Source organism: Streptomyces sp. NPDC047043 (assembly GCF_040644055.1).
GTDB lineage: Bacteria > Actinomycetota > Actinomycetes > Streptomycetales > Streptomycetaceae > Streptomyces.
The window spans coordinates 180174-204243 of sequence record NZ_JBEYVO010000016.1 but is presented as its reverse complement, the minus strand read 5'-3'; the positions used below and the strand labels follow the sequence as shown (position 1 = coordinate 204243).

Here is a 24070-nt window from a genome sequence, read left to right as displayed (position 1 = left end):
GGGAGCACGGCCCGCGGTGCACCTCGTCGGCCGTGGCGAAGGCCCCGTCAGTCGTTCCGTCGCAGGCGCACGGCTCCGTGCCGCCCGGCACCGGCCGAGGGGCGCTCGCGCCCGCCCGGGAGCACGGCCCGCGGTGCACCTCGTCGGCCGTGGCGAAGGCCCCGTCAGTCGTTCCGTCGCAGGCGCACGGCTCCGTGCCGCCCGGCACCGGCTCGCGCCCGCCTGGGAGCGCGGCCCGCGGTGCACCTCGTCGGCGAAGGCCGCGTCAGTCGTCCGCCCGGGTGTCCTCGCTCCTGCGCACGCAGAGGACCATCCGCGTCCCCGCGTCGCCGGGCGGGCAGTCGTACACGGCCTGGATGCGGTGCCACAGCTCCGGGTCGACCTTGCCGGGCTTGAACCAGGGGCGCTCCAGCACCGCGTACGGGGCGGGGCCGTGGTCGACGCAGTCGGCGTTCTCCTTGAAGGACTTGAGCTGTGCGACGTCCGGGAGGAAGCGGCTGCGCTGCAGGAACGTGGCGATCGGGTAGCGGCAGCGCGCCGGGTGGTCGACGTAGTACGTGGTGTCCCCGAAGGCGAGGTAGAGGACGGAGGCGTCGGCCGGCAGCTCGGCCCGGATCCGGTCGGCCTCCTGCTCGATGCTCCGCAGCTCGTCCAGGTACTGGGCACTGGTCACGGTGACTCTGCCGTCGAACACCAGGTGTGGGGAGCCGGGCCAGATGGACGCGGCCAGGCACACCACGCCGGTGAGGGCGACCAGGACCGCGGATCCGGCCGAGCCCTTGGAACGGCGTCGTTCCAACAGGGCGTCCGCGAAACCCGCGAGCAGGGCGGCCAGTGCGAACGCCCAGACCACGTACGGTCGTTGGTCCTGCTCCGGCGCCTTCGCGTACAGCACGGGCAGCACGCCGTACGCCAGTGACACGACCCCGAAGATCCACGGCGGCGACCGGTGTGCCCCGCCCACCGCGAGGCCCCAGGTCGCGGCGGCGAGCACCGGCAGCTGGGCCGCGTGGTACAGGAACCAGTTGCCCTGCACGATCACCACCGCCAGGGCGACGGCGCCGATGGCGAGGGCGACGAGGAGCAGTTCGGCCCGCCGCCGCCATCCGCGCACCCGGGCCAGGACCAGGAACAGCGCCCCGGGCAGGAGCAGCAGCACCGGACTGGCCACGGCCCGGTCCGCCAGGAACTCCACCGAGCGGGTAAGGATGAAGTGCGGGCGGATGCCGGTACGGCTGAGCGCCGACTGGTTGATCAGCGGCATGTCGTGGGTCCACTGCAACTCGTGGGAACCGCCCAGCACGCTCAGCCCGAAGAGCGCCGCCGCTGCCGGTGCCGCGACCAGGGCGACCCGTACGGCGCGGCCCCGGTCGACGACGTACACCAGGAGGATGCCGATGGCGGCCGTGGCGGCGGTGGAGTACTTCATCATCACCGCGAGGCCGAGCGGGAGCGCCGCGAGCAGGGCCGCCCGCCACCGCCCCTTCGGGCCGATCGCGGCGGCGACGCCGAACACCGTCAGCACGACCGCCGCCCACTCCGGCTGGAGGAAGTCGTTGCGCGGGGCGAGCGCCAGGGCCAGGCCCGTGGCGCCCGCCGTGAGGGCCGCCTCCCTTCCGCCGGCCCGGCGGTGCAGGGCGGCGAACAGGACGGCGGCGGCCGCCGCGGCGAGCAGCACACCCGCCGCTCCGATCAGGGCCTCGCGCACCGACGTCGTGGCGGCGAAGGAGGTGCCGCGGTCGAGGAGGGCGATGAACCACCGGTAGAAGAACGGGCGGTGGGTGAAGACCTCCGACGGTCCGTAGCCGGCCGCGCGGCCCGTGCGCAGGGCGGCGAGGACGTAGTGCAGGTCGCCGGTGAGGCGCCGGGTGGGCACGGTGTACACCACGGCCGCCGTGGCCGGCAGGGCGACCGCCGCCCACCACAGGGGTGAGCGGCGGCCACCGGGCGCAGGCCGTACGACGGTGTCGTCGCCGGCCAGGGCTGTCGCCATGGTCAGCCGCCCAGGAGGATCCGCAGGTCGGCGGCGTTCGCCTCGGTGACCTTCCACAGCTCCTGCTGGCGGCCGTGCACGTCGGCCACGGTCTTCGCGTGGTCGGCGAGGAGGTCCTTGGAACGCTCCACCAGGCGGGCGGCGAGGTGGCGGTCGTGGACGGAGACGCCCCACTCGGGACGCTCGATGTCCCGCAGGAAGTACGCCATCTTCGGGTGCGAGATCAGGCTGATGATGGGCGTGCCGCAGCCGAACGGGATCATGCCCGCGTGACCGCGCATGCCGATCACCAGCTTGGTGCGGGCGTACAGGTCGCGGATCTCGTCGTTCTCGAAGTCGTACATCGGGATGACCGGCATCGAGATGCCGTGCTCGCGCCGCAGGTCGAAGGCGATCCGCTCGTCGTCGAGCGAGTGCGCCGCGCACCGCACCTCCGCCAGCTCACCCAACTCCCGTACCGCCTGGGCCATTTGGGCCAGGAAGTAGTCGTAGTCATGGCCGAAGCGCAGGCCCGCGCGGTCGTAGGCGGCGTTGATCAGGATGGTGTCCTCGCGGCTCGCCGGGTCCTGCCAGCCCTCGACCAGCTGCCGGGTGACCGTCGTGGGGCACGGCTGGAAGCGGACCTTGTCGTGCAGGTGGGCCGGGAGCATCGCGCGCACCTTCTCGATCGAGCCGTGGTTGCGCAGCCCGAAGAAGCTTGCGCGCTCGACGAGCCCGCGTAGCGAGGAGCGGAAGCGGCCCGCGCGGTACGACTGGCCGTCGAAGGCGTTGAAGCCCACCGCGAAGACCGCGACCGGCACGTCGATACGGCCGAGGAGCTCGTCCGGGACGTTCCACTGCCAGGCGCTGTTGCCGTTCGGCATGGTGTCCGGGATGAACAGGCCGCCACCGCCGATGACCAGACCGCGGCGGGCGTTGACCCGCTCCAGGGCCGCCTGGTCGAAGAGACGGTGGGCGTGGACCGAGTGCCAGCGGCGGGAGGTGGTGTCCTTGCCGAAGGCGAGCCGGACACTCTCCGGGAGCAGCTTGTCGCCCGCGTTGCCCTGCCGGTCCATGTAGAAGGCCACGTGGGCGAGTTGGTCCTCGGGGGCGCCCTGCTCCTGGGCGGGGAGGGCGGCCGCGCGCTGCGCCCACAGGCGGCTGGGCCGGTGGGTGGGGTCGACGGAGATGCCGGCCGTGGCGTGCTTGAGGGCCTGGGCGTTGTCGCCGTGCACCCAGGAGATCTGCGCGAGCCGGGCGTAGGCGGTGGCGGCCCGGTTGGGGGCGGCGGTGGCCAGCAGCAGCTGGGCCTTGGCCTCCTCGTACCGGGAGACGCTCATCAGGGCGTGACCCAGGACCTCGTGCGGCCACGCCTCGTCGAGCGGGATGTGCACGCTGCTCAGGATGTCGACGGCGTTCTGGTAGTCGCCGGACGCGATGTGCGCGGCGGCGACCTTGCGGGCGACCTCGGCGTCCTGGGTGCGGGCGACGTGCGGGGTGCCGTAGTGGACGAGCAGGTCGTGGTGGAGCGCGGCCTGCTTCTCCAGGTAGGCGGCGTGGAACTCGGCGTCCGTCAGCTCGAACTCGCGCCAGCGCTCCTCCGCCAGGCTGTAGCCGGCCTCGCCGCCCTGCCACGGCTTGTGGCGGCCGGTGAAGTGCAGGATCGCGGTGTCGTCGGGGACGGGCAGATCGCCGGACAGCCGCCGCTTGACGAAGTTGTAGCGCGCGTCCAGGCGCACGAAGTCACCGTCCAGGACGGAGTTGAGGATGCCCTGGTCGTGCTTGTCGAGCTCGTAGTCGCCCGAGCGGCCGCACTTGTCGAGCTTCGCGCAGAACGCGTCGCTCAGGTACTCGCGCTGGATGACCAGCAGCCCCGAGTTGAGCTTGTGCTGCCCGTAGAAGAACTGCGGGACGGCCGCCAACCCCTCGCGCAGCTGCAGCAGTTCGCTCAGGTCGTCCAGCACCACCATGTCGGTGTCGAGGGTGATGACGGTGTCGTACTCGCGGATCCTGAAGACGTCGAGGATGAAGTACGCCTTGCGGACCAGGTAGTTGTCCTGGTCGCCCTTCTTGTACGAGTCGTAGCGGTCGGCGTCGACGCGCTTCAGCACGATCCGCGGGTGCAGGGCGCGGATCCGGGCGATCGAGCCGGGCCGCAGGTCGTCGTAGAGGACTACGAAGTCCTCGCACACCTCCGGGTTCGACAGGGCGAGGCTGCGCAGCAGGACCAGGAAGCCCGGCAGGTAGTTCTCGTCGACGAAGCTGGCGAAGGCGATGCGGCGCTTGCCGGTGAGCGCGGACGCGTCGGTCACGGGGGCCAGGGGGGTGGCGGCCGAAGTCGGGGAGATCGTGGTCATCGCAGGGATATCCTCATGTCGGTCACGCGCTGGGCCCGCTGCATGACCCAATCCTTCTCGCTGGTGTATTCGTGCACGGACGTGATGGCCAGCTTCATGGCCTCCGGCACGCGGTAGGCGCCGCTCTCGTAGAAGTCGAAGCCGATCAGGTCGAGGGTCGGGCTGACGTCCAGGAAGTCCAGCAGCCACAGCATGTTGAAGCCGGTCGTCGGGATGCCGGACCACACGTCGCTGCCGACCTTGCCGATGTTGCGCACGGGCCAGCGCAGCGACTCGTCACCGAGACAGGTCTGCGCGCCGGGCACCAGGCGGTTGCGCAGCGAGTGCCTCCAGTCGCCGGAGACACCGCCGAAGACCAGCCGGGTGTCGACCTGCTTCTCCCAGTTGAAGCCGTGCTTGTGGATCGTGGCATGGATGTCGGTACGACTGCCGGTGTGCTTCGGGTCGATCCGGTACGAGTTGAAGCGGACCACGAGGTCGTACGAGTCGATCTCGGCGCCCAGCGAACTGGCGCCCACCCGGCCGGAGTTGGCGATCAGGCAGATGGACTTGCCGGCGATGCGGTTGCGGAACTCGCCGAGGCTGATCCACTGCACACCGCCGATCGTCGGGTCGGCGACCGGGCCGCGCATCCGGGCGCGGCGCTGCTCGGCGTAGAGAGCGAGGGCCGCGGTGAGCGCGGGCAGGTCGCCGCCGGGGGCTGCGGTGCGCAGGTCCAGGTACTGGCTGAGCAGTTCCTGCCGCTCGGTGACCGGGGCGTCCTCGGCGGCGAGCGCGAGGAGCGCTCCCACCAGACGCGGCTCGGCCTCCGTCCAGTCGCCGACGGCGTGCGCGGCCAGGCCCTCGGCCCACACGTCGGTGGCGGGGCGGCGGGCGAACTCCTCGGCGCGCGGGGCCTGGCGGCCCAGCAGGTTCAGCAGCTCGCGCTCCTTCTCGGCCGCGATGCGCAGGCCGGCGACCCGGGCGCGGACGCCGAAGCCGTCGTCCTGGGTGAGCTCGAGGTACTTCTCGTACGCCGCCAGTGCCTCGGACTCGTCGCCGACGGCCTCCAGGAGACGGGCGCGCAGCCGCCAGCCGGCGCGGGAGTTCTTCCGCTGGGCGAGCACGGTGTCGCTGACGACCAGGGCGAGGTTCAGCTCGTCGTCGTAGCCGCACTCCAGCGCCTTGTTGGCGACGGCGAGCAGGGCGTCGAGCAGCTCGGGGGCGATCGGCGAGGCGGGGGTCGCGGCGCCCTTGACGGCGCGCTTGAGCAGGGCGGTGGCGCCGGCGGCCGGGGCGGGCGCGGGGGCCGTGGTGGCGGTCGTGCCCCACACCACGAGCAGCCTGCGCAGCTGTTCGGCGAGTTCCACGCGACGACGGTCGATGCTGCCGACGAGTTTGCCGCTGTGGGCGGCGCAGGCACGCAGGCAGTCGTCCAACTCCCCTCCGCGTGCGCGTCGCCGTCTGTTCTGGACCCTCGTCATGGCGCTCCTGGATACTTGCCGGTTGTTTACCGAGCCAATGCTGCAAGTGGTTGCGGATGACCGAGTCGTGTGACGGGTTTACCGCGGCGTGGGGGGATGCTGGGGAAAATTAGGTAGCGAAAACGACATCCAGGTGAACCGCTCGGTACCTAAGAGCGAATCGTTGGCTCGTCAACCAAGCCTTGTCCACGATTCGACGCCCGCGACGATCAGCGCCAGCCCCTCCTCGAAGTGCCGGTCGTAGTCCTCGAAGATCTCCGCGCCGGCCGCCGCCGCGAGCGGGAACTCGGCCAGCAGCCGGGCGCGTTCCTCCACGTCATAGCCCTCTCGGCGCTCGCCGGGCAGGGGCTTGACGCCCTGCTCCTCGATGACGAAACCGATGGTGTACGAGTACGCCGTCGAGTTCGCGCGGACGGTCTGGGCGAGGGTGAAACCGGAAGCTGTGAACAGGCGAAGATTTGCCTCCATCTCCCGCGCATGGTCGGTGCCGGTGAAGCGCGAGCCGCTGTAGACCCGGGCGCCGTCCCGGTAGGAGAGCAGAGCCGCGCGCAGCCCGCGGTTGGCCTTCAGCATCCGCTCCTGCCAGCTGTCGGCGGGGTCGAGGGCGGCACCGGCGACCATCCGGCGGTACATCTCCGTCGCCATCTCGTCCAGCAGCGCCTGTTTGTCCTTGAAGTGCCAGTACAGGGCAGGTGCCTTGACGTCCAGCTCCTTGGCGATGGCCCGCAGGGTGAGCCCTTCCAGGCCCACCTCGTTCAGGAGCTTCAGGGCGGTGTCCGCCACCCGCTTGCGGTCGAGGGGCGCGCGTCGTTCCGTACTCACGCTTGACAGCTTAACAGCGTTAAGGGCACTCTCGTGAAGGACGGAACTTAACAGCGTTAAGGAGAGTGGATCATGAGTGGTGCCGACGCGGTGACCGGGGGCGCGGACGTCGTGATCGTGGGTGCGGGCCCGACCGGTCTGGCCCTCGGCGTCGACCTCGCCCGGCGGGGATTGGACGCGCTGGTCGTGGAGAAGGCGGACGGGCTCTTCCCGGGTTCGCGCGGCAAGGGCATCCAGCCGCGCACCATGGAGGTCCTGGAGGACCTCGGCGTACTGGACGCGATCCTCGCGAGCGGCGGCCGCTATCCGGTCGGGATGATCTGGCAGGACGGCAAGCGGGCCGGCGAGCACCGGATGTTCGACGCGGACGAGGTGAAGGAGGCGGCCGGGGACTCGGCGTTCACCGAGCCGTGGATGGTCCCGCAGTGGCGGACGCAGGAGATCCTCTTCGCGCGGCTCGAGGAGCTGGGCGGAAGGGTGGAGTTCGGCCGGGAGGTCGTAGGCCTTGACCAGGACGAGGAGGGCGTGACCGTGCGCTTCGCGTCCGGGCCCGACCTGCGCGCCCGGTACCTCGTCGCCGCGGACGGCGGCCGCTCCGTCGTACGGCGCGCGCTGGGCATCGGCATGACCGGGGAGACGGTCGACCCGAACCCGGTGCTGGTCTCGGACGTGCGCATCACCGGCCTGGACCGCGACAACTGGCACGTCTTCCCGCCGAGCGGGGACGGCGACGGCTACCTGGCGATCTGCCCGCTGGCCGGCACGGACGACTTCCAGCTGGTCGCCCAGTTCCCGGAGGGGACGGACGTGGACGTGTCCCTGGACGGCATCCGCAAGGTGGCCGCCGCGCGCTCGCACCTCGCGCCGGAGGACATCACGGAGGTCCGGTGGGCCTCGGACTTCCGCCCCCGGGCAGCCCTGGCGGACCGCTTCCGCTCCGGGCGGGTCTTCCTCGCCGGGGACGCCGCGCACGTCCACTCCCCGGCCGGCGGACAGGGTCTCAACACCAGCGTCCAGGACGCCTACAACCTGGGCTGGAAGCTGGGCGCGGTGCTCCGGGACGGGGCGCCGGCCCCGCTCCTCGACACGTACGAGGACGAACGGCGGCCCATCGCCGCGCAGATGCTCGGCATCTCGACGGGCGTGCACCGCGGCGAGATCCGGCGCGGCGCGGCGACCGTCCAACTCGGCCTGGGCTACCGGGACTCGGCGCTCACCGAGGAGACACGGACGGCCCCGGACGGGGTGCAGGCGGGCGACCGCGCACCGGACGCGACGATCGGCGGCGTACGTCTCTTCGACGCGTTCCGCGGCCCGCACTGGACACTGCTGGCGTTGGGCACCCGGGTGCCCGACCCGGGCTCGGAGTCGGTGCACGTCGTGCCGGGGCCCGCTGGGGAGCCGTACGGAGAGGGCCTGTTCCTGGTACGGCCCGACGGTTACGTCGGCTGGGCGGGCGACTCGGCGGAGGCGCTGCGGACGTACGTCACCCGGCTCGGCCTCCGCTAGCCGCTACGCCGCACTCGCCAGCGTGAGCTTCACCGCGAAGCCGAGGAACAACGCGCCCGCCGCCGAAGTCGCCGTCGCCGAAAGCCGCTTACGGCGACGGAAGGCGGCGGCGAGCCTGGTGCCGCCGAATATCAGCGCACTGAGGTAGAGGAAGCTCGCCAGCTGGGCGAAGGCGCCGAGGACGACGAAGGACACGGCCGGACAGCCGTAGCCCGGGTCGACGAACTGCACGAAGAAGGCGACGAAGAACAGGATCGCCTTGGGGTTGAAGAGGCTGACGACGAGGGCACGGCGGTAGGGCCGCTCGTCGGTGCCGGCCGAGGCGACGGGATCCGCCGCGACCCGCTCCCGCCGGGTCCGCCACATCGCCCATGCGGCCCGCATCATCCCGACCGCCAGCCACGTCAGATATCCGGCCCCCGCGTACTTCACGATCCCGAACAGCACGGCGTTCGCCTCCAGCAGCGAGGCCACACCGGCGGCGGAGAGCGTCATCAGCACGGCGTCCCCGCACCACACCCCGGCCGCGGCGGTGTACCCGGCCCGTGTCCCGCGACGGGCGGCCACGGACAGCACGTACAGCGAGTTGGGACCGGGGAGCAGGACGATCAGGACGAGGCCTGCCAGGTACGTGGGGAGATCGATGACACCGAGCATGGAATGGAGTGTCGCACGGCGGTACGACACTCCATCCGGACGCAGCTCAGAAGGCGTCCGAGGGCACGTACGTCCCCCAGACCTCCCGCAGTGCGTTGCAGACCTCGCCGACCGTCGCCCTCGCCCGCAGCGCGTCCTTCATCGGGTACAGGACGTTGTCCTCGCCCTCGGCGGCCTTCTTCAGGGCCGCCAGGGCCGTGTCCACGGCCGGCTGGTCGCGTTCGGCGCGGAGTTCGGCGAGGCGTTCGGCCTGCTGGGCCTCGATGGCCGGGTCGACACGGAGCGGCTCGTACGGCTCCTCCTCGTCCAGCTGGAAGCGGTTGACGCCGACGACGACCCGCTCGCCGGAGTCGGTCTCCTGGGCGATCCGGTACGCGCTGCGCTCGATCTCGGACTTCTGGAAGCCGTGCTCGATGGCGGACACCGCACCGCCGAGGTCCTCGACCTTCCGCATCAGCTCTACGGCCGCCGCCTCGACGTCGTCCGTCATCTTCTCGATGACGTACGAGCCCGCGAAGGGGTCCACCGTCGCCGTCACGTCCGTCTCGTACGCGAGCACCTGCTGGGTGCGCAGCGCCAGCCGCGCGCTCTTGTCCGTCGGCAGCGCGATGGCCTCGTCGAAGGAGTTGGTGTGCAGCGACTGCGTGCCGCCGAGCACCGCCGCCAGGCCCTGGACGGCGACCCGGACCAGGTTCACCTCCGGCTGCTGGGCCGTCAGCTGCACCCCGGCGGTCTGCGTGTGGAAGCGCAGCATCAGCGACTTGGGGTCCTTCGCGCCGAACTCGTCCCGCATGACCCGCGCCCAAATGCGCCTCGCCGCACGGAACTTGGCGACCTCTTCGAGAATCGTCGTACGCGACACGAAGAAGAACGACAGCCGGGGTGCGAAGTCGTCGACGTCCATCCCGGCCGCGACCGCCGTACGGACGTACTCGATGCCGTCGGCCAGCGTGAAGGCGATCTCCTGCGCGGGCGAGGCGCCGGCCTCGGCCATGTGGTAGCCGGAGATCGAGATCGTGTTCCACTTCGGGATCTCGGCCCTGCAGTACTTGAAGATGTCGGCGATCAGGCGCAGGGAGGGCTTGGGCGGGAAGATGTAGGTCCCGCGCGCGATGTACTCCTTCAGCACGTCGTTCTGGATCGTGCCGGTGAGCCGGTCGGCGGGGACGCCCTGTTCCTCCGCGACCAGTTGGTAGAGGAGCAGCAGGAGAGCCGCGGGTGCGTTGATCGTCATCGACGTCGACACCTTGTCCAGCGGGATCCCGCCGAACAGCACCCGCATGTCGTCGACCGAGTCGATGGCGACGCCGACCTTGCCGACCTCGCCGTGCGCGATCGGGGCGTCGGAGTCGTGGCCCATCTGGGTGGGCAGGTCGAAGGCGACCGACAGGCCCATCGTGCCGTTGGCGATCAGCTGCTGGTAGCGGGCGTTGGACTCCGTCGCCGTACCGAAGCCGGCGTACTGGCGCATGGTCCAGGGGCGGCCCGTGTACATCGACGGGTAGACGCCGCGGGTGAACGGGTACGAGCCGGGCTCGCCCAGCTTCACGGCCGGGTCCCAGCCCGCAAGGTCCTCGGGCCCGTAGACCGGTTCGATGGGCAGTCCGGACTCCGACTCGCGCGCCATGGTCGATGCCTCCCGCCGAGCAATGCTCGAGTTGGCCTTCAGTTACTCACCAGTACAGCACAGGCTGTTCCCGGTCCCGGTCACCACAATGCCGCGCCGTTCGCAACCCGTCACGCGGGGAAGGCATCTGTGGTGACATGCGTGCACACCGGTGAGACGACGGGGGTCGCAGTGCGTACTACGGGCATGGGGAGATCGATCGCCGCCACGGCGGCCCTCGCGGCCCTGGCCGCGGTGTGCGGGTGCACGGTGCAGGGTGCGGACGGCAAGGGGAACTCGCCGGTGCACATCACGCTGCCGAGTAGCAAGGCCCCCTCCCCCGAGACCGGCTCCGGCTCCGGCTCCGACGACAAACCGAGCGCCACCCCGTCCACGAAGTCCGGTGCCCCCGTCCTGTGGTCGCCCGGCGACAGCGGCACCGGCGTCCGCGAACTGCAGGCCCGGCTGCGGCAGGTCGACTGGCTCTTCGACGGGCCGACAGGGACGTACGACGACCTGACCCAGAAGGCGGTCGAGGGGTTCCAGGGCAAGCGCGGGCTGCCGAAGACCGGCGAGACGGACACCGTCACCTGGCAGCGGCTGAAGAAGATGACGCACGAGCCCGGTAAGTGGGAGCTGTATCTGATGGGCGGCCAGCCCGCCGGCGCACCCGATCCGCGGTGCATGAGCGGGCGCGTGCTGTGCATCGACAAGTCCACCCGGACCCTGCGCTGGATGGTCGACGGGCGGACGGTGTCGGAGATGTCGGTCCGCTTCGGCGCGACGGGCACGCCCACCCGGGACGGCGTCTTCCAGGTGTACTGGAAGTCGCGGCACCACTTCTCGACGCTGTACGACTCCTCGATGCCGTACGCCATGTTCTTCAGCGGCGGCCAGGCGGTGCACTACTCCTACGACTTCGCGGCCCGCGGCTACTCCGGCGCCTCGCACGGCTGCGTCAACGTACGGGACGAGGCGGCGATCGCGGATCTGTACGCGCAGGTCCGAAACGGCGACAAGGTCGTCGTGTACTGGTGAGGCGCGCAGGAAGGTGATGTGCGGGGCGCGGGCGGGACCGGGGGAACGTGTCCCGCCCGCGCCTAGGTGCACGAGCCGTAGGTACGGGGGGAACCCCGGCTCTGTGCGACGGCCGATGACCAGTCGGCTCATTCAGTACTGCGCGGCCGGGCCCGAAAACGTTACTGGCGGGGCGAAGTATTTTTCCTGCCCCGGAAAACCGCAGGTCAGAGCGCGCTGTACGTCGGTTCCGGGGACGGGGAGGCCGGGGACGGGGAGTCCGGAGTCAGCAGTCGCTGCGGCACCAGCGGCACGAGCGGCGTGGCCGTCGACGTGGGCGCGCCGATGCCGCCCGTCCCGCCGGGGGCTATGTGGTGGCCGTCGTCGTCACCACCCTGCTCGCCCTGGTCGCCGCCACGGCCGTTCTGGTCGCCCTGGCCGCCGGAGTTCCCGCCGTCCTTGCCCTTGTCCCGGTCCTTGTCCTTGCCGTCGCCGGCCGTGCTCTCGGCGTCGGCGAGGACGTTCTTGCAGTACTTCCACACGCGGGTGGGCCGGGAGCTGCCCGCCGCGCCCTCCAGGGCCCGTCTGCGCTCGGGCGTCAGCTCCCTGCCGTCGCGCACGGCGCGGCAGACCTCCGGGGCCTCGCTCCAGCCGCCGGCGCCGCGGTTGTCGGGGTCGGCGCCGGGCTTCGCGGAGGCGCCGTCGCCCGCCGAGCCGCCCGGGGTGCCCGGGGCGGTGGAACCTGCGGTGGAGCCGTCGGGGGTGGGTACGCCCGGGACACCGTTCGGCGAGGGCGAGACCAGCGGACGGTTCGGGGTGACGCCGGCCGAGACCGAGGCGGCGGGGCCCGGTTCATCGCCGAACGGCGTCGGCAGCACTCCGGTGGTGGCCGCGACGGCGACCCCGCCGACCATGCCGACGGCCAGCGCGGCCGTCAGCCCGAAGCGCGCGGGCCGGCCCCAGCGGGAGCGCCGGGCGGCCGGTGCGGGCGCGGCGATGCGGACCAGCCCGGCGTCGGAGGTGCGCGGACGGGCGTGCCGGCCGCCGGCGGCCTGCTCGGTGCGCCCGGCCTCGCGCGCCGTGCGGAAGGCGGCCAGCGCGGCGGCCTCACCGGGGAGTTCGGCGCTGCTCAGCGGGGCCTGCGGGGCCAGCTCGCCGAGGCTCTTCGCGAGCCGTTCGGCCTGGTCACGGGCGGCGGCATCGACAGCTTCCAGTGACTCTCCGCGCAGCAAAAGCTCCGCTGTTTCGCGGTCCAGCCACCTGTACTGCTCGTCGGCCATCACATGTCCTTCTGCGTCCGCGAACGCATATGCGTCACAGTCGCGGACGTCACCGCACGGTCGCGCGGTTCTCGCTGGTTGGGCAGCCCGTCCAGGCCGCCCGTCGATTCCGGGTCCTCGCCGAGCAGTTCGGCGAGCCGCTTCAGACCGCGGTGCGCCGCCGTGCGCACGGCCCCCGGGCGCTTGCCGAGCGTCTCGGCTGCGGTCTTGGCGTCGAGGCCCACCACCACGCGCAGCACGACGGCCTCGGCCTGGTCCTGCGGCAGCCGGGCGATCAGGGAGAGGGTGTGATCGGTGGCCAGGGCCTCGATGGCCTCGCCGGCGGTGTCGGACTCGGCGGCCTTGCCGGTCAGTTCCGTCTCGTCGCCGCCGATCGCGGGGCGGCGGCCGCGCATGCGTATGTGATCGAGCGCACGGTTGCGGGCTATCCGGGCGGCCCAGCCGCGGAAGCGGTCCGCGTCCCCGTCGAACCGCTCCAGGTCACGGGCGATCTGCAGCCAGGCCTCGGAGGCGACGTCCTCGGCGTCCGGGTCGCCGACCAGTGTGCGGACGTACCCGAGCAGCCGCGGATGCACAGCTCGGTACACAGTCCGGAACGCGGTCTCGTTCCCGTCCTGTGCCGCAAGCACCGCGGCGGTCAGCTCCGCGTCGTCCCCCAGCACCCGATGGTTCCTCGTCATTGGTCGCGGCTTCGAGGCCGCCGATCGTTGCGATGGTCATTCGTCGCGATGGTCATTCGTCTTCCGCGCCCGGCGCGAAAGGCACGTTACGACCTGAAACCGCTGCTCGTCCATGTCCGTACAACATGCAACCACCCTGTGACGGGGCAGGCCGTACCCGGGGTGTGACAGAAACCGCACTCATGGCGCTGTAGAAAGTACGGGCCGCCGCGCGGCCCGTGCCGTGCGACGGCCGGGGCCTCTCCTGTGGGGGGTGGCGGCCCCGGCCGTCTCCGCGCTCGGCGGGTAAGCGGAATGCGTCACCGAGGACGAACCCGCCGCGGACGCGGACGGTGTCGGCCTGCGCGTAGCGTCCCTCGAATGAGTTCCGTCCATCACGAGCCGCTCCCGCTGCCCGCCGTCTACGGCGAACGAGCGATGCCGGGCACCTGGCAGCACGGCCCCGTGCAGACATGGCTGGTCGACAGCCGCCTCTCCGACCCGCCCGCGGCCGGTGACCACAGGGTGCTCGACGCCTACGAACGCGGTCGGGCGCGGTCCTTCGCGCGCGAAACCGACCGACGGCACTACGTGGCCGCACACACCGCGCTCCGGCGGCTGCTCGGCTGTTACCTGGGAACGGATCCGGCCGCTGTGCAGTTCCACCGCGAGCCCTGCCCCTGCTGCGGCGCCCCGCACGGCCGCCCCGCCGTGCGGGAGGCGCCCCTGCACTTCTCCCTCTCCCACTCCGACGGTGTCGCCCTGCTCGCCTTCGCTTCGCATCCGGTCGGCGTGGACGTCGAGAAACTGCCGTCCGCCGACACCGTCGGGCTGGTGGCCGAGTGGCTGCACGAGCGGGAGCGGGCCGAACTGGCCGCACTGCCCGTGCCCGAACGCCCTGCGGCGTTCGCCCGGTGCTGGACGCGCAAGGAGGCCTGTCTGAAGGGCACGGGCGCCGGACTCGCCCAGGGGCTCTCCCACGACTACGTCGGCACCGGAACACACCCGGCCGGCATCGTCGGCTGGACGCTCCTGGACGTGTCCGCTCCGCCCGGCTACGCGGCGGCCTGCTCGGTCCGGGACGGCCCCGACCGACAGGCGGACGACCCCGCCGCCGGGTGGTCACCCACGGCCTCCGTACCGACCGCAGTCACCGGTCCCGCTGCGCCTGAAGAACCATCCCCGCGGCGAGCGTCGCCCCGTCCTGCGGGTCGATGAGCAGGAACGAGCCGGTCCGGCGGTTCTCCAGGTAGTCGTCGACGGCGAGCGGCTCGGCGGTGCGGATCTGTACGCCGCCGATGTCGTTGGCGAAGAGGCCGTCCTGGGCGGGCAGCCGGCGGCCTTCGGTGACGTCCATGCCGTAGTCGATCCGGTCCACCACCGCCGGGACCGTCCTGGTGGTGTGTTTGAGCAGCACGCGCTGTCGCGCGCGCAGCGGGCGGTCGTGCAGATGGCACACGCCGGCGGTGAGGTGCCGCAGCAGCTGCGGAGCGGGGCCCGCGGTCAGCATGTCGCCCCGGGAGATGTCGATGTCGTCGGTGAGCCGGACGGCCACCGACTGCGGTGCCCACACGCTGTCGGTCTCCTTGCCGAGCACGCTGAGGCCGGCGACCGTGGTGGTCGCCCCGGACGGTTGCACGGCCACGGGGTCGCCGACCCTGAGCAGGCCGGAGGCGAGTTGTCCGGCCAGCCAGCGGTCCACCGTCCGCCGGTCGCCCGAGGGCTGCCGGATCACGTACTGCACCGGCAGACGCAGCGGCATCCCGATCGGATCCGCTCCGAGTGGCACGTTCTCCAGGTGGGACAGCAGCGTGTCGCCGCCGTACCAGTCCATCTCGGTGGACTTTTCGACCACGTTGTCGCCGGCCAACGCCGACATCGGGATGGCGGTGACCTCGGCAATGCCCAACTCGCCTGCTCGCGCGGTGAATTCGTCCACGATCCCGGTGAAGGTGGACTCCCGGTAGCCGACGGCGTCCATCTTGTTGACCGCCAGCACGACGTTCGGCACCCGGAGCAGTGCCGCGATCGCGCAATGCCTCATGGTCTGTGCGACCACGCCCTTGCGTGCGTCGACCAGGATCACCGCCAGATCCGCGGTGGAGGCGCCGGTCACCATGTTGCGCGTGTACTGCACGTGGCCAGGTGTGTCCGCGAGGATGAACCGCCGCCTGGGCGTCGCGAAGTAGCGGTAGGCCACGTCGATGGTGATGCCCTGCTCCCGTTCCGCCCGCAGGCCGTCGGTCAGCAGAGCCAGATCGGGGCCGTCCTGCCCTCGCCGCCGGGACACCTCCTCGATCGCCGCCGCCTGGTCGGCGAGGACGGACTTGGTGTCGTACAGCAGCCGTCCGACCAAGGTGGACTTGCCGTCGTCGACCGACCCGCAGGTGGCCAGCCGCAACAGGCCACCCGAGAGCCGGCCGGTGGAGCACGTCTGAACTGCCGCTTCCGCGACGCCCGTTGACATGTCTAGAAGTACCCTTCTCGCTTGCGGTCCTCCATGGCGGCCTCGGACAACCGGTCGTCGGCCCTGCTCGCACCGCGCTCGGTCACGCGGCTCGCCGCGATCTCCGCGATCACCGCCGCCACCGTCGAGGCCGACGAGTCGACCGCGCCGGTGCAGGACATGTCGCCGACCGTGCGGTACCGGACCCGGCGTTCACACAGGGTTTCGCCGTCCCGGGGACCACCCCAGTCGCCGGGCGCCAGCAACATGCCGTCGCGCCGGAACACCTTCCGCCAGTGCGCGAAGTAGATCTCCGGCAGTTCGATGCCTTCGTGCTCGATGTACTGCCAGACGTCCAGCTCGGTCCAGTTGGACAGGGGGAAGACACGGACGTGTTCACCGGGCTGATGGTGACCGTTGTAGAGCTGCCACAGTTCGGGCCGCTGTCTGCGCGGGTCCCATGCACCGAACTCGTCCCGCAGGCTGAACACCCGCTCCTTGGCGCGTGCCTTCTCCTCGTCGCGCCTGCCGCCGCCGAACACCGCACCGAAGTGGCCGTCCCGGACCGCGTCCAGCAGGGGCAGGGTCTGCAGCGGATTGCGGGTGCCGTCCGGGCGCTCGCGGAGCGTTCCGTCGTCGATGTAGGACTGCACGGATGCCACGTCGAGACGGAGGCCGTGCTTCTCGACGATCCGGTCGCGGTAGGCGATCACCTCGGGGAAGTTGTGGCCGGTGTCCACGTGCAGCAGCGAGAAGGGCAGCGGCGCCGGGGCGAACGCCTTGAGCGCCACATGCAGCATGACGATGGAGTCCTTGCCGCCGGAGAACAGCAGCGTCGACCGGTCGAACTCGCCCGCCACCTCCCGGAAGATGTGCGCCGTCTCGGCCTCCAGCAACTCGAGGTGCGTGAGCGCGGCCGCGGCGGTCATGACAGACCTCGTGCCGTGAGCAGCGCACGTACCTGCTGGACCGACTCGTCGACGGTCTGGTTCTGCGTGTGGATCCGCAGATCGGGGTCGATCGGGGCCTCGTAGGGGTCGTCGGCGCCGGTGAGTCCGCTGATCTCGCCCGCCGCCTGCCTGGCGTAGAGGCTCTTGACGTCCCGGTCGGCGCAGATCTCCACCGGAGTCGCCACGTGCACCTCGAGGTAGGGGACGCCGCGCGCCGCGTGCAGGTCCCGGACCGCCGCGCGGGACAGCGCGTACGGGGCGATGACCGGCACCAGCACGGTGACGCCGTGGCCGGCGAGCAGCCCGGCCACGTAACCGATGCGCCGTACGTTGGTGTCCCTGTCCTCCTTCGAGAAGCCCAGTTCCGCGGAGAGCGCCGCACGGACCTCGTCGCCGTCGAGCACCTGAACCCGGTGTCCGTCGGCCCGCAGTCGTTCGGCGAGGCCCCTCGCGATGGTGGTCTTGCCCGCGCTCGGCAGTCCGGTCAGCCAGACCGTGCCGCCCTGCCACACGGCTGGTTCGCTCTTCGGTTCGGTCATGCGCTGATCTCCCTTTCACGTGAGCTGCGGGCCGGCGCCTGCGCGCACTCGAGCCTCACCGCGGTGCCGGCTCCTGCGAGTGCTTGGCTGACGGGATCGGTGGTGCGTCCGTCCGCGATGCGTACGGTGGTGACTCCGCCGGTGAGCGCTTCGCGTGCGGCGACGAGCTTGAGTGCCATGCCGCCGGTGGCGGACGGGTCGGGCGGGCCGGTCGGGGACATGTGATGGACGCTCTGCACGCTGGTGGGGTCGCCGGGGTCGGCGAGTACACCGGGTGCGCCGGTGAGCAGGAGGAGCCGGTCGGCGCCGAGAGCGGCGGCCAGTGCTGCCGCGGCGCGGTCGGCGTCGACGTTGACGGGCCGGTCGTGCTCGTCGATGGCGGGTGGCGAGACGACGGGGACGTAGCCGGCGTTCAGCAGGGTTTCGGGCAGTTCGGTGCGGACCGAGGTGAGCCGGCCGCTGTGGTTGTCGCGGATCAGGACGGTGCGGCCGTCGACGACCGCGCGGACGGCGGTTTTGCGGCGGGCGCGGAGCATGCCGCCGTCCATGCCGGTGAGGCCGACCGCGGGCACGTCGTGGCGGGCGAGTTCCGCGACCAGTTTGGGTTTGACCGCTCCGGCCAGCGCGAGGACGACCACTTCGAGCGTGGCGGGGTCGGTGTAGCGCGTGGATACGTTGTCCGGGGCGACGAGGGTGCGCTGCGGGACGCCGAGTTCCCCGGCGAGCCGCCGGATCTCACCGGAGCCTCCGTGCACGAGGACGATGGAGTGCCCTTCATGGACGAGGCGGGCGATGTCGGCACAGATACCCGCGGCGTCGACGGCGGGATTGCCGCCGCACTTGACGACGGTGAGTGGTCTGGTGGTCACGATCTCTCCGGTGGGGCGAGGGCCAGGGGGTGTCCGGCGGATCAGGTCGACGCCGAGCTGATCCGCCCGGCATCCCCTAGAGGGGGTGAAGTCCGGGGAAGGTCAGGCCGAGGGTCTCGGGCCGGCCCATGCGGATGTTGAGGCACTGCACGGCGTTGCCCGCGCCGCCTTTGACGAGGTTGTCGAGGGCGCCGATGGTGGTCAGGCGTCCGGTGTCCTCGTCGAGGGCGTAGCCGACGTCGCAGAAGTTCGAGCCGAGGAGGATCTTCGGGTCGGGGTAGCGGAAGATGCCGCGCTGGTGGGCGACGACGCGGACGAAGGGCTCGTCGCCGTAACTCTCGCGGAAGGCCCGGCGGACCGCGGGCTTGTCGACGCCGGGGCGCAGCGTGGCGTGGCAGATGGTCTGCACGCCGCGCACGGCCTCGACGCCGGTGGCGGTCATCGCCGCGGCCATTCCCAGGTGTTGGGAGATCTCGGCCTCGTGGCGGTGGCCGGTGGGGGCGAACACCCGCATCGCGCCGCTGCGTTCGGCATGCAGGTTCGCCTGGCCGGCCGTGGCGCCGGAGCCGCTGGAGCCGGTGCGGGCGTCGAACTGGGCGCCCGCTTCGGTGTCGATCAGGTCGTGCGCGACGAGCGGGTGGAGCGCGAGCACGCCCGCCGTGGCCATGCAGCCGGGCACACTGACCAGGTCCGCTCCGCGCAGGCGCTCACGGTGCAGTTCGGGAAGGCCGGGTACGAAGTCGCCCAGCAGGTGCGGTGCCTGGTGGGCGGTGCCGTAGTAGCGCTCGAAGACCTGCGCGTCGTCGAGGCGGAAGTCGCCGGTCAGGTCCACGACCAGCTTGGCCCGCTCGATCCAGTGGTCGATCTGGGTCATCACGGCCCGGTGCGGCAGGGCCAGGAAGACCGCGTCGCACTCCTCCACCTCGTCGGCCGAGCAGAACAGCAGATCGGTGGAGGCCCGCAGATTCGGGTGCACCCCGTCGACCCGCTTGCCCGGGAAACGCGAGGAGACCGCGCCCACCACCTCGACCTCGGGGTGCCCGATCAGCAGCCGCAGCAACTCCCCGCCGATGTAGCCGGCCGCACCGGCCACCGCCACCCGGATCACGATTCCACCCCGATCACAGATCCGCTGAAGGCCACCACCACGCGACTCCCTCCCGTCCACTCACACGTGCTCGACCGAACGGCACAAATGTCCGGCGCATCGAAAACGCAACCTACGAGCCCATCCACCCCGCAGACGTCCGCAACAAACGCATTCCCGAGGACGCATACGGCTGACATTCCCGCCGTATGAATACGCATCCCGATTACTCGGCCGCAATCCCGCCCGTGCCACCCTGACTTTTGAACACGCAGAACCCGCACCCGGTCCCGGTCCATGAGGGGCGGGGTTTGCTCTGTTTCGCCAATGAATCGACCATCACTGCCGAACACCAAACCCCCGGAGGTCGCGTGAAATCCGTACTCATCTTCTCCACGCATAATTTCGGTAATGTGACCCTTGTCGCCGAACAAGTGCGGGCCCGCGGGCTGCGTTCGGTGCTGGTCTCCGAGCTTTCCGACCATCTCTACCGCGACAAGTGCGACGACCACGTCCTGGTCGACTGGGACAGCGAGGACCTGAACGCGCTGACGACCCGGCTCGAACAGCGGGACATCGAACCCGTCGCCGTGGTCAACATGCTGGAAAGGCTGGCGCCCTGGCAGCTGGCCACAGCCGCGCACTACGGCCTTCCGGGCGCCGACGAGAACCGTCATGTGCTGTTCAGCAAGGTGCTGGTGCGCGACCGTATGAAGGCCCTGGGTCTGTCCACCATGCGCTACAGCGACGATCCGGCGGCGGTGGACTTCTTCCCCGCCATCGTCAAACCCTCGCGTGACTCCGGCGCCTCGTGGCTGGTCAGCCGGGTGGACGGTCCTGACGAGCTGCTCGCCTACCGACGCCACCTGGCCGAAGCCGGCCATGCCGACACCGAGTTGATCGTCGAGGAGTACCTGCCCGGCGTCGAGTTCTCCGTGGACGGGCCCGTCGTCGACGGCCGTTTCCATCCCCTCCTGGCGGTCGAGAAGCCCGAGCACGACCACGTCAGGCACCACGACTCGGGACTCGAGTTCCATCCGCCGGAGCAGGATCACGTGCGTGAGGGTGTGCGCGCCCTGTGCGAGAGGGTCGACGCCTTCTGCACCGATCTCCGGCTCGACCAGTGCTGGCTGCACTTCGAGGGCCGGTCCACCGAGGACGGCCGGACGGAGCTCATCGAGATCAATCCGCGTCCCGGCGGCGGCATGATCCCCGAAGCGGTCCTCGAGATCAGCGGGATCGACGCGGTCGGAGCAGTGGTCTCCATGGCCCTGGGCGAGTTCACGCCGGAAGAGCCGATTCCGCTGCGTGAGCGGCCGATCGTCGGCTGGATCGACATGGAGGGCGACGAGCTCGGCACCGTCGAGGTGAGCACCACCGAGGACGATCTGCGCGCCCTCCCCGGCGTGATCGGCGCACGGATCACCGCCACATACGAGATCACCGACCTGAAGCGGGAGAACTTCTTTCTCCGCTTCGCGGTCGTCGCCGATTCGATGAGCCAGTTGCGCGACCGCGTGGAGAACACCCTGAACCGGGTCGACTACCGCATCACGCCGCCCTCTCGGACGAGTTGAAATACCTGGGTAAGCAAAATCCGCAGTCGCAGCGGAGAACAGTCAGCGTGATACGTCACCGCGCATTCGCCTGCCGCGGACGTGCACGGTTCAGACGCGCCTTTATTGTCCCTTCGGCGCGGCAGATCGACGAAATGGAGGGTGAGTGAGTACCGACACAACGACCTGGGCGTACACCGGCCGGCGATACACCATGTATCGCTTTCCGACCGACGTGGCACGCGACCTGAAGGCGCTGAACACGCCTGACAATTGGCACGCGTTGCTCGCATGGCTCGAGGACCTGGTGTGGATGGCCGGCTGTGTCCTGCTGTGCGTGTACGGCTCGTATTGGTTCTATCCCCTGGCAGCCCTCGTCATCGGCGCCAGGCAGCGCGGCTTGTCCACGATTCTTCATGATTGCGCGCACGGGGTCGGCATATCGAACCGCAGGCTGCAGATGGCCGTCGGCACCGTGCTGACCGCATACCCGATCTTTCAGCAGCACTACGCGTACAAGGTGTCGCACGTCTACACGCACCACCCCCGCCTCGGCAGCCCCGACCTCGATCCCGACCTGCGTTTCTTCATCGAGCAGGGGGCCTACAAGCAGGACACGGCACCGTCGTACATCCGCCGGGTGGTGCTCATGCCGCTGTTCGGCTCGCAGACGTGGGCGTACATCCGTTATCTCATCCGCAATCGCTACCGGGTGCTCACCGGGGCGGCGGAGAAGTCCTCGTCCCCCGCGAATCCCGTGCAGCGTCGAAAGCGGATACTCGACGGGCTCGGCTTCTGGGCGTTCTGGGCGACGGTTTCGGGAGTGGCCTGGCACGGAGACTGGTTCGTCGAGCTGCTGCTCTTCTGGGTCGTCCCCTATCTGACGAGCTTTCAGATCCTGGGCTGGTACATCGAGTTGTCGGAGCACACACCTCTGGTGCGGGACTCCTCGGTGGACCTCTACATGACGCGCAACCGCAAGAGCCGCCTGTGGGAGCGACTGCTCACCGGAATCCACAACGACCACTACCACCTGGAACATCATCTCGACCCGCGTACCCCCTTCTACAAGCTGCCCCAGGCACGCGAGATACGGATGCGCGACCCCAAGTACGCCGAGGTGGACGCCCAGTTCGGCGGATTGTGGCACCCCGGTCCGCAGGGGCAGCCCAGCGCGATCACCGCGATAGTCCGCTCCATGGTCCGAGTTGAGGAGGACAACGGTGTCCCGGTATGAGGTACCCGCACAACGCAAGGCATTCCGCGCCGCGGAGACGGCGGCCGTCCACGGCGGATACGAATGGCGGCTCGGCCTCACACCGCCGATCGTCACGCCGATCTTCCAGACCTCGGCATACGAACTTCCCAGTACGGCCGACGCGGCCGGGATCTTCGACCTCCAGCAGGACGGACACGCCTACACACGGCTGAACAACCCCACCTGCGATGTGCTCGAGGAGCGCATGGCCGCCGTGGAGGGTGCCGCCGCCGGGCTCGCCGTCGCCTCCGGGCAGGCGGCCATCGCGCTCGCACTGCTGAACCTGTGTCAGGCCGGGGACAACATCGTCAGCTCCAACGAGCTGTACGGCGGCACCTGGAACCTGCTCGCCAACACCCTCTCGCGGATGGGCATCGAGACCCGGTTCGTCAGCCCTTCCGACCCGAAGAACTTCGCCGCCGCCACGGACGAGCGCACGCGCTGCTACTTCGGGGAGACGCTGCCCAACCCGCGGCTGAGCGTGTTCCCCATCGAGGCCGTCGCCGAACTGGGCGAGCAGGCCGGCGTTCCGCTGATCCTCGACAACACGATGGTCCCGTACGTGTGCCGGCCGATGGAGCACGGCGCCCACATCGTGGTCTACTCCGCCACCAAGTACATCGGCGGGCACGGTTCGACCCTCGGCGGGCTCATCCTCGACTCCGGCCGCTTCGACTGGGAGTTCCACGCGGAGCGCCACCCGCTGCTGACACAGCCGGACTCGGCGCACGGCGGCGTGGTGTGGACGCGCACCGGAAAGAACCTGGACAGCCCGCTCGGCCGGAGCAGCTATCTGCTCAAGGCCCGCGAGACCCTGATGCGCGACCTGGGTCCCTGCCTCAGCCCGTTCAACGCCTGGCTGCTGCTCCAGGGCATGGAGACGCTCCATCTGCGGATGCGTGCCCACGGGGAGAACGCGACCGCGGTGGCACGATTCCTCGAGGCCCATCCCAAGGTCGGCGCGGTGCGCCATCCCAGCCTCGCCACCGGCGAGCAGGCCGAGCTCGCCGCGCGCTACTTCGGGGCGAACGGCGGTCCGCTCGTCCAGTTCGAGCTGACCGGTGGACGCGAGGCCGGCTGCAGGTTCATCGAGTCGCTCCGGCTCGTCTCCCATGCGACGAACGTCGGTGACGTGCGCTCACTCGCCACCCACCCGGCCTCGACCACCCATGCCCAGCTTCCCGAGCAGGAGCAGCTCGCCGCCGGAGTCACCCAGGGATCCATCCGCCTCGCCGTCGGCGTCGAGCACATCGACGATCTGCTGGCCGACCTCGGTCAGGCGTTGGACCGCTCATGACCCGGCCGCTCGTCGCTCTCGCCTGCTCGGCCGAGACCTGGGACGACGTACGTCATGACGCGGTACGTCACAAGTACGTCGCCGCGCTGGAGGAGGTGGCCGAGTGCACCGTCGTCCTCGTCCCGGGGGACGGCCACACCTTCGCCGGCCGACTCGACCGGTTCGACGGCCTGGTGCTCGGCGGCCATGAGACGAACGTCGCCCCGCAGCGCTACGGAGCGTCGGACGGGCCCGGCCCCTTCGACCCCGATCGCGACGCGCTCGCGCTCGCACTGATCCCGGCGGCCGTCGAGGCCGCCCTCCCCCTCCTCGGCATCTGCCGGGGACTGCAGGAGCTGAACGTCGTCCACGGCGGCACCCTGCGCACCCTCGACCCGGGGACTCACCGCGAGGACCTCTCGCTCCCCCGGGACGAGCAGTACCTCCCCGCACATGAGATCCGGATCGTCGAGGGCGGAACGCTGGACGAGCTGACCGACCGCATCGGTTCGGCGCGGGTGAACTCTCTCCACGGCCAGGCCGTCGACCGTCTGGGAGCCGGGCTTCGGATCGAGGCCGAGGCACCCGACGGTGTCGTCGAGGCGGTGGCCGTCACCGGCGGCCACCCCTTCGGGCTCGCCGTGCAGTGGCATCCCGAGTGGTACGCCACCACGGACGGGCTGTCGAGGAGGATCTTCCACGCTTTCGGTGAGGCTGCCCGGAAATACACGGCGGGCCGCTGACTTC

At 70.6% G+C, this 24070-nt stretch carries 20 protein-coding genes; 7 read left to right on the top strand and 13 right to left on the bottom strand.

The features are described from left to right. Nucleotides 1-265: 265 nt before the first annotated feature. The 4 genes from ABZ880_RS25755 to ABZ880_RS25740 form a co-directional block, all read right to left on the bottom strand. Nucleotides 266-1993 (bottom strand): hypothetical protein, encoded by a 1728-nt coding sequence (locus tag ABZ880_RS25755; RefSeq protein WP_361267020.1) that lies wholly within the window; start codon nt 1991-1993, stop codon nt 266-268. 2 nt (nt 1994-1995) lie between these two features. After that, nucleotides 1996-4329, bottom strand: a complete 2334-nt coding sequence (locus tag ABZ880_RS25750; RefSeq protein WP_361267019.1) for a glycosyltransferase — start codon at nt 4327-4329, stop codon at nt 1996-1998. Next, a complete protein-coding gene (locus tag ABZ880_RS25745; RefSeq protein ID WP_361267017.1) occupies nt 4326-5792 on the bottom strand; it encodes a glycosyltransferase family 29 protein in 1467 nt (488 codons plus the stop codon). The genes ABZ880_RS25750 and ABZ880_RS25745 overlap by 4 nt, the downstream gene beginning before the upstream one ends. 171 nt (nt 5793-5963) lie before the next feature. Beyond that, nucleotides 5964-6614, bottom strand: coding sequence for a TetR/AcrR family transcriptional regulator (locus ABZ880_RS25740; protein WP_361267015.1), 651 nt, complete (start codon nt 6612-6614; stop codon nt 5964-5966). Between the two features lie 72 nt (nt 6615-6686). Here ABZ880_RS25740 and ABZ880_RS25735 point away from each other — a divergent pair, with 72 nt between their 5' ends. Then, nucleotides 6687-8123, top strand: coding sequence for an FAD-dependent oxidoreductase (locus tag ABZ880_RS25735; protein WP_361267013.1), 1437 nt, complete (start codon nt 6687-6689; stop codon nt 8121-8123). A 3-nt stretch (nt 8124-8126) separates the two neighbouring features. Here ABZ880_RS25735 and leuE read toward each other — a convergent pair whose 3' ends face one another. Both leuE and ABZ880_RS25725 read right to left on the bottom strand, forming a co-directional pair. Next, nucleotides 8127-8780: a leucine efflux protein LeuE gene (gene leuE / locus ABZ880_RS25730; RefSeq protein ID WP_361267011.1), complete on the bottom strand. Its 654-nt coding sequence runs from the start codon at nt 8778-8780 to the stop codon at nt 8127-8129. A 46-nt stretch (nt 8781-8826) separates the two neighbouring features. Continuing rightward, entirely contained in the window at nt 8827-10407 is a 1581-nt protein-coding gene (locus ABZ880_RS25725) for a methylmalonyl-CoA mutase family protein (protein WP_361267009.1), read from the bottom strand. A 186-nt stretch (nt 10408-10593) separates the two neighbouring features. Here ABZ880_RS25725 and ABZ880_RS25720 point away from each other — a divergent pair, with 186 nt between their 5' ends. Beyond that, entirely contained in the window at nt 10594-11424 is an 831-nt protein-coding gene (locus tag ABZ880_RS25720) for a L,D-transpeptidase family protein (protein WP_361267007.1), read from the top strand. Nucleotides 11425-11630: 206 nt separating this feature from the next. Here ABZ880_RS25720 and ABZ880_RS25715 read toward each other — a convergent pair whose 3' ends face one another. Beyond that, complete coding sequence (locus ABZ880_RS25715; RefSeq protein ID WP_361267005.1) at nt 11631-12683, bottom strand: hypothetical protein; 1053 nt, start codon at nt 12681-12683, stop codon at nt 11631-11633. Continuing rightward, complete coding sequence (locus ABZ880_RS25710) at nt 12683-13345, bottom strand: RNA polymerase sigma factor (protein WP_361267126.1); 663 nt, start codon at nt 13343-13345, stop codon at nt 12683-12685. Before ABZ880_RS25710 ends, ABZ880_RS25715 begins: the two co-directional genes overlap by 1 nt. A 378-nt stretch (nt 13346-13723) precedes the next feature. Between ABZ880_RS25710 and ABZ880_RS25705 the strand changes: the two genes are divergently transcribed. Next, a complete protein-coding gene (locus ABZ880_RS25705) occupies nt 13724-14560 on the top strand; it encodes a 4'-phosphopantetheinyl transferase superfamily protein (RefSeq protein WP_361267004.1) in 837 nt (278 codons plus the stop codon). Here ABZ880_RS25705 and ABZ880_RS25700 read toward each other — a convergent pair. The 5 genes from ABZ880_RS25700 to argC all read right to left on the bottom strand — a co-directional run bounded on the left by ABZ880_RS25700 (nt 14493) and on the right by argC (nt 19254). Continuing rightward, the gene (locus ABZ880_RS25700) at nt 14493-15809 is read right to left on the bottom strand and encodes a GTP-binding protein (protein ID WP_361267002.1); all 1317 of its coding nucleotides are present in this window, start codon (nt 15807-15809) and stop codon (nt 14493-14495) included. The genes ABZ880_RS25705 and ABZ880_RS25700 overlap by 68 nt on opposite strands. Before the next feature lie 2 nt (nt 15810-15811). After that, complete coding sequence (cysD, locus tag ABZ880_RS25695; protein ID WP_361267000.1) at nt 15812-16717, bottom strand: sulfate adenylyltransferase subunit CysD; 906 nt, start codon at nt 16715-16717, stop codon at nt 15812-15814. Beyond that, nucleotides 16714-17277 (bottom strand): adenylyl-sulfate kinase, encoded by a 564-nt coding sequence (gene cysC / locus ABZ880_RS25690; RefSeq protein ID WP_361266998.1) that lies wholly within the window; start codon nt 17275-17277, stop codon nt 16714-16716. Before cysC ends, cysD begins: the two co-directional genes overlap by 4 nt. Continuing rightward, entirely contained in the window at nt 17274-18146 is an 873-nt protein-coding gene (locus ABZ880_RS25685; protein ID WP_361266996.1) for a [LysW]-aminoadipate kinase, read from the bottom strand. The genes cysC and ABZ880_RS25685 overlap by 4 nt, the downstream gene beginning before the upstream one ends. A gap of 76 nt (nt 18147-18222) precedes the next feature. Continuing rightward, a complete protein-coding gene (argC, locus tag ABZ880_RS25680) occupies nt 18223-19254 on the bottom strand; it encodes an N-acetyl-gamma-glutamyl-phosphate reductase (protein WP_361266994.1) in 1032 nt (343 codons plus the stop codon). Nucleotides 19255-19646: 392 nt separating this feature from the next. On the opposite strand from argC, the gene ABZ880_RS25675 reads away from it, so the two are divergent. From ABZ880_RS25675 to ABZ880_RS25660, 4 genes are all read left to right on the top strand, one after another. Further along, on the top strand, nt 19647-20810 hold the full coding sequence (locus ABZ880_RS25675) for an ATP-grasp domain-containing protein (RefSeq protein WP_361266992.1): 1164 nt from the start codon (nt 19647-19649) through the stop codon (nt 20808-20810). A gap of 145 nt (nt 20811-20955) precedes the next feature. After that, nucleotides 20956-22026 (top strand): fatty acid desaturase family protein, encoded by a 1071-nt coding sequence (locus ABZ880_RS25670; protein WP_361266990.1) that lies wholly within the window; start codon nt 20956-20958, stop codon nt 22024-22026. Further along, on the top strand, nt 22013-23344 hold the full coding sequence (locus ABZ880_RS25665) for an O-acetylhomoserine aminocarboxypropyltransferase/cysteine synthase family protein (protein WP_361266988.1): 1332 nt from the start codon (nt 22013-22015) through the stop codon (nt 23342-23344). The genes ABZ880_RS25670 and ABZ880_RS25665 overlap by 14 nt, the downstream gene beginning before the upstream one ends. Further along, nucleotides 23341-24066, top strand: coding sequence for a gamma-glutamyl-gamma-aminobutyrate hydrolase family protein (locus tag ABZ880_RS25660; RefSeq protein ID WP_361266986.1), 726 nt, complete (start codon nt 23341-23343; stop codon nt 24064-24066). Before ABZ880_RS25665 ends, ABZ880_RS25660 begins: the two co-directional genes overlap by 4 nt. Nucleotides 24067-24070 lie beyond the last annotated feature (4 nt).

Excerpts from the sequence above, each read along its gene's own strand:
- ABZ880_RS25755 (WP_361267020.1), bottom strand. The coding sequence starts at position 1,993 with ATGGCGACAGCCCTGGCCGGCGACGACACCGTCGTACGGCCTGCGCCC.
- ABZ880_RS25750 (WP_361267019.1), bottom strand. The coding sequence starts at position 4,329 with ATGACCACGATCTCCCCGACTTCGGCCGCCACCCCCCTGGCCCCCGTG.
- ABZ880_RS25745 (WP_361267017.1), bottom strand. The coding sequence starts at position 5,792 with ATGACGAGGGTCCAGAACAGACGGCGACGCGCACGCGGAGGGGAGTTG.
- ABZ880_RS25735 (WP_361267013.1), top strand. The coding sequence starts at position 6,687 with ATGAGTGGTGCCGACGCGGTGACCGGGGGCGCGGACGTCGTGATCGTG.
- leuE (WP_361267011.1), bottom strand. The coding sequence starts at position 8,780 with ATGCTCGGTGTCATCGATCTCCCCACGTACCTGGCAGGCCTCGTCCTG.
- ABZ880_RS25725 (WP_361267009.1), bottom strand. The coding sequence starts at position 10,407 with ATGGCGCGCGAGTCGGAGTCCGGACTGCCCATCGAACCGGTCTACGGG.
- ABZ880_RS25720 (WP_361267007.1), top strand. The coding sequence starts at position 10,594 with ATGGGGAGATCGATCGCCGCCACGGCGGCCCTCGCGGCCCTGGCCGCG.
- ABZ880_RS25715 (WP_361267005.1), bottom strand. The coding sequence starts at position 12,683 with ATGGCCGACGAGCAGTACAGGTGGCTGGACCGCGAAACAGCGGAGCTT.
- ABZ880_RS25705 (WP_361267004.1), top strand. The coding sequence starts at position 13,724 with ATGAGTTCCGTCCATCACGAGCCGCTCCCGCTGCCCGCCGTCTACGGC.
- ABZ880_RS25700 (WP_361267002.1), bottom strand. The coding sequence starts at position 15,809 with ATGTCAACGGGCGTCGCGGAAGCGGCAGTTCAGACGTGCTCCACCGGC.
- cysD (WP_361267000.1), bottom strand. The coding sequence starts at position 16,717 with ATGACCGCCGCGGCCGCGCTCACGCACCTCGAGTTGCTGGAGGCCGAG.
- cysC (WP_361266998.1), bottom strand. The coding sequence starts at position 17,277 with ATGACCGAACCGAAGAGCGAACCAGCCGTGTGGCAGGGCGGCACGGTC.
- ABZ880_RS25660 (WP_361266986.1), top strand. The coding sequence starts at position 23,341 with ATGACCCGGCCGCTCGTCGCTCTCGCCTGCTCGGCCGAGACCTGGGAC.